Raw genomic sequence first — 7,268 nt, 5'->3', positions numbered from 1 at the left:
GGTGGGTGATCGAAAGGACGATGTCGTGGCTGTCCGGCTACCGCAGACTCAGCCCCCGCTACGAACGCAATCCCCGCAACTACCTGGCCTTCCTCGGTCTCGCCGCGGCCTTGTGCTGCTACAAGCGCCTCGTCCGCCTCACCACGTAGGACACGGTCTTAGGCGCGACCATGCGTGGCGGACGACGGCTGGACTTCAATGCCAGGGCGGCGGCGACCGCGCGGTAGGGCTTCGATCAGAGACCTCCATGACCGGGCCCGCTTGAACGGCATCTCAAAGATCTTGGAAAAGAGCCAGGCTCCCAGTACCGAGACTGGGAGGGCCACGATAAGCGTGAACCAGAACACCGGCAGGCCTGGCGCCAAATAGAGGGGTGCCACACGACGTATCACTGTCATGACGATGGGCAGATGGATCAAATAAAGGCTGTAAGAGAAGCTGCCGAGGCTCCGAATGGGGCGTGCGGCCAGAAACCGCACAAGAATGGCAGGTCTGCCGGTGGCGATCGCAGCAAGCGTCATAGACATGGCAGGAGCGATGGCGAGGTCTATCCAGAAATAGTGTTTCACCGTCCAAATAGAACCCTGTTCAAGGCCGAGAGCTAGGACTGGCATGGCTGCCAGGACAGCGAACCATCCCCATGGCAGGCGTCGAACTCTGTCGGAAGCCCTGACGACTGCGGCGCCTACCAGCCCTGCCACGAACACGGGAGCGAGGTGGGGAGCGAGCCAGTTGTCACCTTCCACGGGAGTGGCGTTCGCTGCTGCCAAGCCGCGGGCGATCACTGGAATCGTCACGCACGCAACCAGGGCCGCCGCGCCCACGCGGCGCCTAACAAAAAGGAAGACGGGGAAGAGGAGATAAAGTTCGGCTTCCACTCCGATTGACCAGAACGCGCCGTTCGGTGTAGGGGCGGTAAACGAGTCCTGAGCGACGAGACCGTAGACCAGGATTGACATGCCGGTAGGTGGTCCAAAATGCGAAGCCGGCACGATTAGCCAGGAAACTATAAGGCTCATGGCTAGTGCGGCCCAATACGGAGGCAGAATGCGCCAGGCGCGGCGGCGGAGAAATCGCCCCACGCCGCCTGATCGCCAACCGTGACGGGCCGGAGAGATTGCCAAGGAGAATCCGGACAGCACCAGGAAGAAGACGACGGCCAGGCGCCCGAACATGAGGCCCTCCAGCCATGGGGGTGCCGAGCTGTCGGGGTATCCCGGGAAGCTGTACAGCCAGCAGTGGAACAGCACCACATATAACGCCGCCAGGCCGCGGAGACCATCCAGGCCCAGCAACTGCCGCTGACCATGGGCATCGCTCACCCTTGCCTTCTGCTCTACCGGAGCTGCCAAGTCGAGAGAGCTACTGACCTTATGACTCGAATCCACTGAAACCGCTCACCTTCTCGGGGTGCAAGGTTTGCCGCATACCGCATCGGCAGGGGCTGCACCATGCAGCCTGCGACGTGCGAGCGCCACTCACCCGATTCCCTGACGGTACGGCGGGCGACACGGTGCCACCCGCCGTGACTGGTACGGAGCATCCGGCTCAGGGGTTCATCAGGCGGGTCGGCATGGTTTTCATCTGGCCAAGGTGGCTGGGCCTGTGCTCACACGATTTGCCTCCCTCCCGATGGCCTGGCCAACGCGGTAAGAGGCCGATGCCGGGAGTGGCGGAGAGCAGCCTCAAGATCCAGCCGACGTACGCGTCGAAGGGAGGGAGCCCGCCATGCGGATTGATCAGCGCCAACGCAATCGGCAGGCACAGTTGGCACACCTCCTCCAGCAGATCACTTCCAGCCCAACTCTCCGAACGTCCTAGCGAATCGTCGTCGCGAGCTGGTTGAGTTCTCCAGGCAAGATCGGACACAACTCGACACAAGGAAACATGTCATGCACACAACGCGACTCAGGTATGCCGTCACCGCAGTCGTTGCCGGCGCGCTGATAACGGTTGCCAGTCCGGCACTCGCACACGCACAGCAGTCACAGCAGAACAGTGACTGGGGCCAGCCCGTACCGTCCTCGCAGGTGCTCAGTGGCAACCTCTTAAGCATCAAGGCTTCCGGCATCGGTATCGGGAACCTCAAGTCGAAGAAGTTCCTCCAGGCCAGCAGCACCGCCAACGGTGCCAAAGTCGTTCAGCAGCCGGGGAACTCCGTCAACCCCCTCCAGAACTGGGCCGCTGTCAACGACAGCCCCTACACCAGCTTCGAGAACGTCGCCGCCGGCAGAAACCTCGGTATCGACGGTGCCAGCACCGCCTCCGGGGCGGCAGCCATCATCGCGAACGGCGCCGGGGACGCCAACCAGGACTGGAAGCTTGTGCCGGTCACCGGCTACCCCGATGGTTACTTCGCGATGAAGAACCGCAAGAGCGGCCTGTGTCTGGGTATCTCCGGAGCCAGTACCGCCAACGGTGCACAGGCCGCGCAGTTCGCCTGCGACGGATCGGCCAACCAGGGTTGGGGCCTGTTCAACCCCTGATCGCTCGATCGGCGGGCGTTCCAGTCCGCCCCGCACAGGGGATGCGGACTGGAACGCCCGCGCTGCCCAGCTAGTGCAGCTGCTGCACCGGGATGGTGCCAACACAACACAAGGAGAACGTGCCATGCGCACAACCCGTAGCAAGGCGGCAGTCGTGGCGACGGCCGCGGGAGCGCTGCTGGCGTTAGCCAGTCCGGCGCTCGCTCACGCAGAGGCGCAACCAGCCAGTGACCCCAAACCGGCCAAGCTGGCTGGCGCCTCGCGCATCAAGAACCTCAAGTCCGGTAAGTATTTGCAAGCCGCGAGCACCGCCCACGGCGCCAAGGTCACGCAGCAGACCTACGACGGCGGCACCACCCTGCAGACGTGGGAGACCTACATCTTCGGTGACTACTACACGTTCGAGAACTTCGGCGCCAGAAAGAACCTCGGTATCGACGGCGCCAGCACCGCCTCCGGTGCCACAGCCATCATCGCGAACGGCTCCAGCGACCTGAATCAGGACTGGATCGTGGACTGGACCGTCTACGACGGGGACCACTTTGCACTCAAGAACCGTAAGAGCGGCCTGTGCCTGGGGATTTCCGGAGCCAGTACCGCCACGGGGGCCCAGGCCGCCCAATTTCGCTGCGACGGTTCGGCCAACCAGGGCTGGTCCTGGGAGTGACCGAACCAGCCAGCCGTCTATGAACCTGGGTTTGTGACCTCGGCATGTGAGGCGCCTGTAACCGGTTCTTGTGTGACGGTGTCGTCCCCACGCCCGCGGGGGCGTTCCGCGGTAGTTATCGATCACGACCAGGTACGACTGGTCCTCCCCGCCGATGATGCGGGGGTATTCCGCAGACGTTCGACCAGGGTCGGTCCCTCACCGGGGCCTCCCCGTCCACCGTGCGGCATGTGTGTGTTTCCCGTCCGGTGTGCGTGCGCTTTCCGTACGTATCGCGCACGTTCTTTGTGCATCGGCACCGATCATCACCGTCACATACCGGCGCCTATGCCCACTCCATGCCCAGCTCCCGAAGCGCGTCGAGTTGTTCCTGGGTGAGTTTGTCGCGCCTGACCTTGGTGTTGGAGACCCATACGCCCAGCTTCACCGCCACCGGTTCCGCCTCACCGTCGACCGCGATCTCTTCGCTGTGGCCCCGAGGTACGGGCCGGTGGGCGCCTTCCCGTTCGACCCACTGCGTGAGGGCCGTCAGGCCTCGCTGGAAGGCCTGCTGCGCCTTGTTCGGGCCCTGCGCCGCGCGCCCGGTCGCCGGGTCGGGAGTCGTCTCCTCAAGCGGCTGTACGCCCAGCGCGGTCAGCCGTTCCTGTTGCTCGGTGGACAGCTGCTTCCAGGTGCCGGGCTGTTTCTGCTGCTGGAGCCATCGTCCGATGTCGTCGCCGTCGAAGGTGACGCCGGGTGCGATGTCGGGGAGCCGGCTGTGGGGTTCGTCGGCGGCGAGGTCGGCGAGGATGCGGTAGTGGCGTTGCCAGTTGAGTGGCCAGGGGCAGTTCCAGTCGGGGTCGATCGCGGTCAGTTGCTTCGCGCGCTCCTCTGCCCGCTTCGGGTCCTTGCCCAGGCCGCCTTTCCGGCGGAGGTTGGCCATGTGCTGCCCGATGGGCATCATCGCCTCGCCTTCGCCCCACACGGCGTCCTGGCGGGGGGCGAGGTGTCCGGTGGCTCGGTGGTAGGAGCGGAGCGCGGCGAGCTTGTTCTCCCATGCTTCCTCGCCGGGCTCCCAGACCATTCCGGCCTCCGGCGCGTCCAGCAGCGTCTTGCGCCGCTCCTCCAGCTCCCCGGCCCGCAGCGCCTTCCTCTGCTGGTGCACCCAGCGCCCCAGCGGAAAATCCTTCGTGACCCCCACTTCCACCTCGACGTCGTAGGGCACGGCGTAGAGGCCGGTGATCTCGTTCTCCTTCCGCCAGCGGAGCAGGGCCTGGTAGCCCTCCAGCCAGACCAGGGACTCGGGCCGGTAGACCCGGGTGCGCAGGAACGCCGCGATCGTCGCCGCGTCGCGGGGAGAGGAGAAGTGGAGCAGGGCGGACTCGGCAGCGGCGTCGGTGTCGTCCTGCTCCTGGTCCTCGCCGTCGCCCTCGCCGTCGGCCCCGACGATCCGCCCGTCCTCGTCGCGCCGGATGTGGACCTTGCGCTTGCCGCTGGTGAGGGCGCGGGAGGCGAGCTGCTCGACCAGGCGCTCATCATGCGAGCGCAGGCCCTGGAGCACGGCCACGAGTGGCTTGAAGCTGGCGCTGGCGACCATGTCGGTCGGGTCCTCGCCTGGCTCCAGGAACACCGGCACGATGATTCTGGCCACCTTCGTGCTGCCGTCCTTGTTGAGCCGGAGGGCCCGGCCGATGTTCTGCACGATCTCGACCTGGGAGCCGCGGGTGTCGGCGAAGCAGACGGCCTCGACTCCCCGCTCGCCGGTGATGTCGACGCCTTCCCCGAGCACGCGAACGCTGGCGAGGAAGGCGCGGTGGACCCGGCGTCCGGCTGCGTCGATGCCGTTGGCGAACTGGCGCAGGACCTCTCGCCGCTCGGTGACGAGGTGGTCGCCGCATAGCCACGCCGACCAGACGCGGTCCGGGGGTACGTGGCGGCCGGCCTCGAGTTCGTAGAACTCCGCGTCGATGGAGGACTTCGGCAGCTTGTCGGCGGCGGCCAGATCGTCATGGGAGGCGTCGCTGACGTACAGCTCGGCTGCCGTCTCGGGCAGTTTCTCCGCGAACGCGGCGGCTTCCTCGACCTTCTGGTGGAACGTCATGACCGTACGCAGGTTGTACGCGGCGGCGTGCTCCAGGAGGGCGGTCTGCAGGAGCGCCAGGCGCCGGCCCCGCCGTGCCTCGTCCGATTCCCCGATGACGGGGGAGGGGTCGCGGATCTCCAGGACGTCGATCTCGAAGCCGGCGAGGATCTCCCGCTCGATCGCCTCCGACAGCCCGAGTTCGGCGATCCACGCGCCGTACGTGCCGTTCGGGTCGTCGGCCATGGTCGCGATCTCCGCCTCCTGGCTGGCCGCGCCCCTGCGCGGCTGGGGCGCGGCGAGGATGCGCGGGGTGGCGGTGAGGTAGAGCCGGAAGTCCGCCGGGATCCGGGCGTTGTCGTGGATCGCCGCCCACGGACGACCAAGATCACCGGCGGTTCCGTGGGCCTCATCCACGATGGCGAGGTCGAAGCCCGCCATCTGCTGGCCGTACAGGCGCTCCCCGCCCACCAGAGCGGCCTCCAGCGGCCCGCGGACCCTCCGCTGGCCCTCGGGTGCGTCGATGTCCTCGCGGTCCACCAGGGAGGCGTACGTGGCGAACACGACGACCGGCCCGTGCCCGGCCCACAGGGCGAGCTGAATGGGGTTGGTGGTGGTGCGCACCCCCAACTCGTTCAGCACCGGGTCGTTCTCCAGCGAGCACACCGCCACCATCGGGGCCCGGTGACCCACCAGGCGCCACGCCTGGGCAGTCTGCACGAGCAGGTCCAGAGTCGGCACGGTCACGAGGATCCGGCGGTTCCGGAAGCATTCCAGCGCGCACGCGGCGGCCGTGATCGTCTTCCCTGACCCGGTCGCGGACACGATGGTGCCCCGTGCACCGCGAGAAGGCGCTGGATTTCTCAGAGGGTAGCCGACCCACTGCCGAAAGGCTGTCTTCTGGGCAAGCTGGTGCTCCCGAAGAGAAAGACACTCCATCAGCTTCCTTCCTGTGCTTCTTCATGAGATGAAGTGGCAAGGTACTGGCGAATAAGCCGAGATGAGATATCCGCAGTGTGCATACGCTCAGCGTGGGCCGCCGCCTGGAATGCAACCAACTCTGCCTTGGTTAGAAAGGCGCCAATAAATTGATAGTTTTCATGTCTCCAACCACAGCAGATGCGACGGGTACAGACGTCGTCAGGGTAGTCTGGTCGTGAAACGTCAGTCCATGGTGGATAGGGATACTCCGCCAGCTCGGCCCGACATCGGCTCAATAGTTTATGGAATTGGGCAGCTCTGCGAGGCCTAGGGACATCGCCGAAGTGATGACGAAACCAGTCCCGTCGAGCGGGGTCTCGTATCTCCTCCTGAGCCTTTCTGACGCGGTCCATCAATCCCCTGCAAACCTCCAGAGGGAGACGCCTTATCGAATAGGCCGTAGGCTGAGAATAGGACATTTCCATGTCGATCTTCCAATCCTGTGCGGAATTCTTTCCTTTCATCCGGTTACAAGTAACGCAGGACGGCAGGTAGTTCCACCAGATATCCGCTCCGTTGTCACCGACTGGTTCAGCGTGATCGACCTCGACTGCCTCACTCTGCCCGCAGAACACACATATAGACGAATTTGAAGTCAACACCATCAATCGGATCAGGGGACGCTGATTGTAGACCTTGCGTTCTCCCCACGTGACCCCACTCATCCGAACCCCCAACCCGTCCATCCTTTCTGCCAATGCTACATGCTGCATCAATCTGAGGCGCGCGGTACACTAGAACCCACACGAATGAGCGACCCTCACCCTTCGTAGGCAGCCCGGCCCGCGCGAGCGGGCCTTAACGGTTCTGGAGGCGCAGCCGGAAGGACCGTCAGGCGGGGGAGCGCAGCGGACCCGCCGGCCAGGCTGGAGCGAAGCGGAAGCCTGGTAGCGGGACGGGGTCCCGCCGGCCCGGGAGCGCAGCGGACGGACCGTCACCCTGCTTGCGCAGCAAGCAGGGTGTGCGGGTGGCGCAGCCACCCGCCAGCGCTCACGCGGAGCGGGAGCGCAACACCCGCGCGCAGCGCGAGTGTTCGCTTGCACATCGCGCAGCGATGTGGTACCCGCTCCGCGGG

5 protein-coding genes and 1 pseudogene are annotated in these 7,268 nt (G+C 65.4%); 3 read left to right on the top strand and 3 right to left on the bottom strand.

Going from position 1 to position 7,268, the window contains the following annotated elements; all coding sequences use genetic code 11:
- Positions 1 to 149 (top strand): annotated as a pseudogene (locus tag ACZ3ZD_RS35840) (IS5/IS1182 family transposase); the annotation flags it as partial.
- Between the two features lie 9 nt (positions 150 to 158).
- Here the strand turns inward: ACZ3ZD_RS35840 and ACZ3ZD_RS35835 are convergent.
- Positions 159 to 1,322 (bottom strand): acyltransferase family protein, encoded by a 1,164-nt coding sequence (locus tag ACZ3ZD_RS35835; protein ID WP_467407215.1) that lies wholly within the window; start codon positions 1,320 to 1,322, stop codon positions 159 to 161.
- Between the two features lie 570 nt (positions 1,323 to 1,892).
- Here ACZ3ZD_RS35835 and ACZ3ZD_RS35830 point away from each other — a divergent pair.
- Both ACZ3ZD_RS35830 and ACZ3ZD_RS35825 read left to right on the top strand, forming a co-directional pair.
- On the top strand, positions 1,893 to 2,486 hold the full coding sequence (locus ACZ3ZD_RS35830) for an RICIN domain-containing protein (protein WP_467407211.1): 594 nt from the start codon (positions 1,893 to 1,895) through the stop codon (positions 2,484 to 2,486).
- A gap of 124 nt (positions 2,487 to 2,610) precedes the next feature.
- Positions 2,611 to 3,153, top strand: a complete 543-nt coding sequence (locus ACZ3ZD_RS35825) for an RICIN domain-containing protein (RefSeq protein WP_467407209.1) — start codon at positions 2,611 to 2,613, stop codon at positions 3,151 to 3,153.
- A 325-nt stretch (positions 3,154 to 3,478) separates the two neighbouring features.
- Here the strand turns inward: ACZ3ZD_RS35825 and ACZ3ZD_RS35820 are convergent, their stop codons facing one another.
- Both ACZ3ZD_RS35820 and ACZ3ZD_RS35815 read right to left on the bottom strand, forming a co-directional pair.
- The gene (locus ACZ3ZD_RS35820) at positions 3,479 to 6,151 is read right to left on the bottom strand and encodes a helicase associated domain-containing protein (RefSeq protein WP_467407205.1); all 2,673 of its coding nucleotides are present in this window, start codon (positions 6,149 to 6,151) and stop codon (positions 3,479 to 3,481) included.
- Positions 6,151 to 6,798: an HNH endonuclease signature motif containing protein gene (locus ACZ3ZD_RS35815; RefSeq protein ID WP_467407218.1), complete on the bottom strand. Its 648-nt coding sequence runs from the start codon at positions 6,796 to 6,798 to the stop codon at positions 6,151 to 6,153. The genes ACZ3ZD_RS35820 and ACZ3ZD_RS35815 overlap by 1 nt, the downstream gene beginning before the upstream one ends.
- Between the last annotated feature and the right edge of the window lie 470 nt (positions 6,799 to 7,268).

The organism is Streptomyces sp. NPDC023481, from assembly GCF_055560195.1.
The sequence above is the reverse complement of the archived record's forward strand: the minus strand, read 5'-3'. Positions and strand labels throughout refer to the sequence as shown.

What these genes read in the sequence shown, in the direction of transcription:
- ACZ3ZD_RS35830 (WP_467407211.1), top strand. Translation starts at nt 1,893, where the DNA reads ATGCACACAACGCGACTCAGGTATGCCGTCACCGCAGTCGTTGCCGGC.
- ACZ3ZD_RS35825 (WP_467407209.1), top strand. Translation starts at nt 2,611, where the DNA reads ATGCGCACAACCCGTAGCAAGGCGGCAGTCGTGGCGACGGCCGCGGGA.
- ACZ3ZD_RS35820 (WP_467407205.1), bottom strand. Translation starts at nt 6,151, where the DNA reads ATGGAGTGTCTTTCTCTTCGGGAGCACCAGCTTGCCCAGAAGACAGCC.
- ACZ3ZD_RS35815 (WP_467407218.1), bottom strand. Translation starts at nt 6,798, where the DNA reads ATGGTGTTGACTTCAAATTCGTCTATATGTGTGTTCTGCGGGCAGAGT.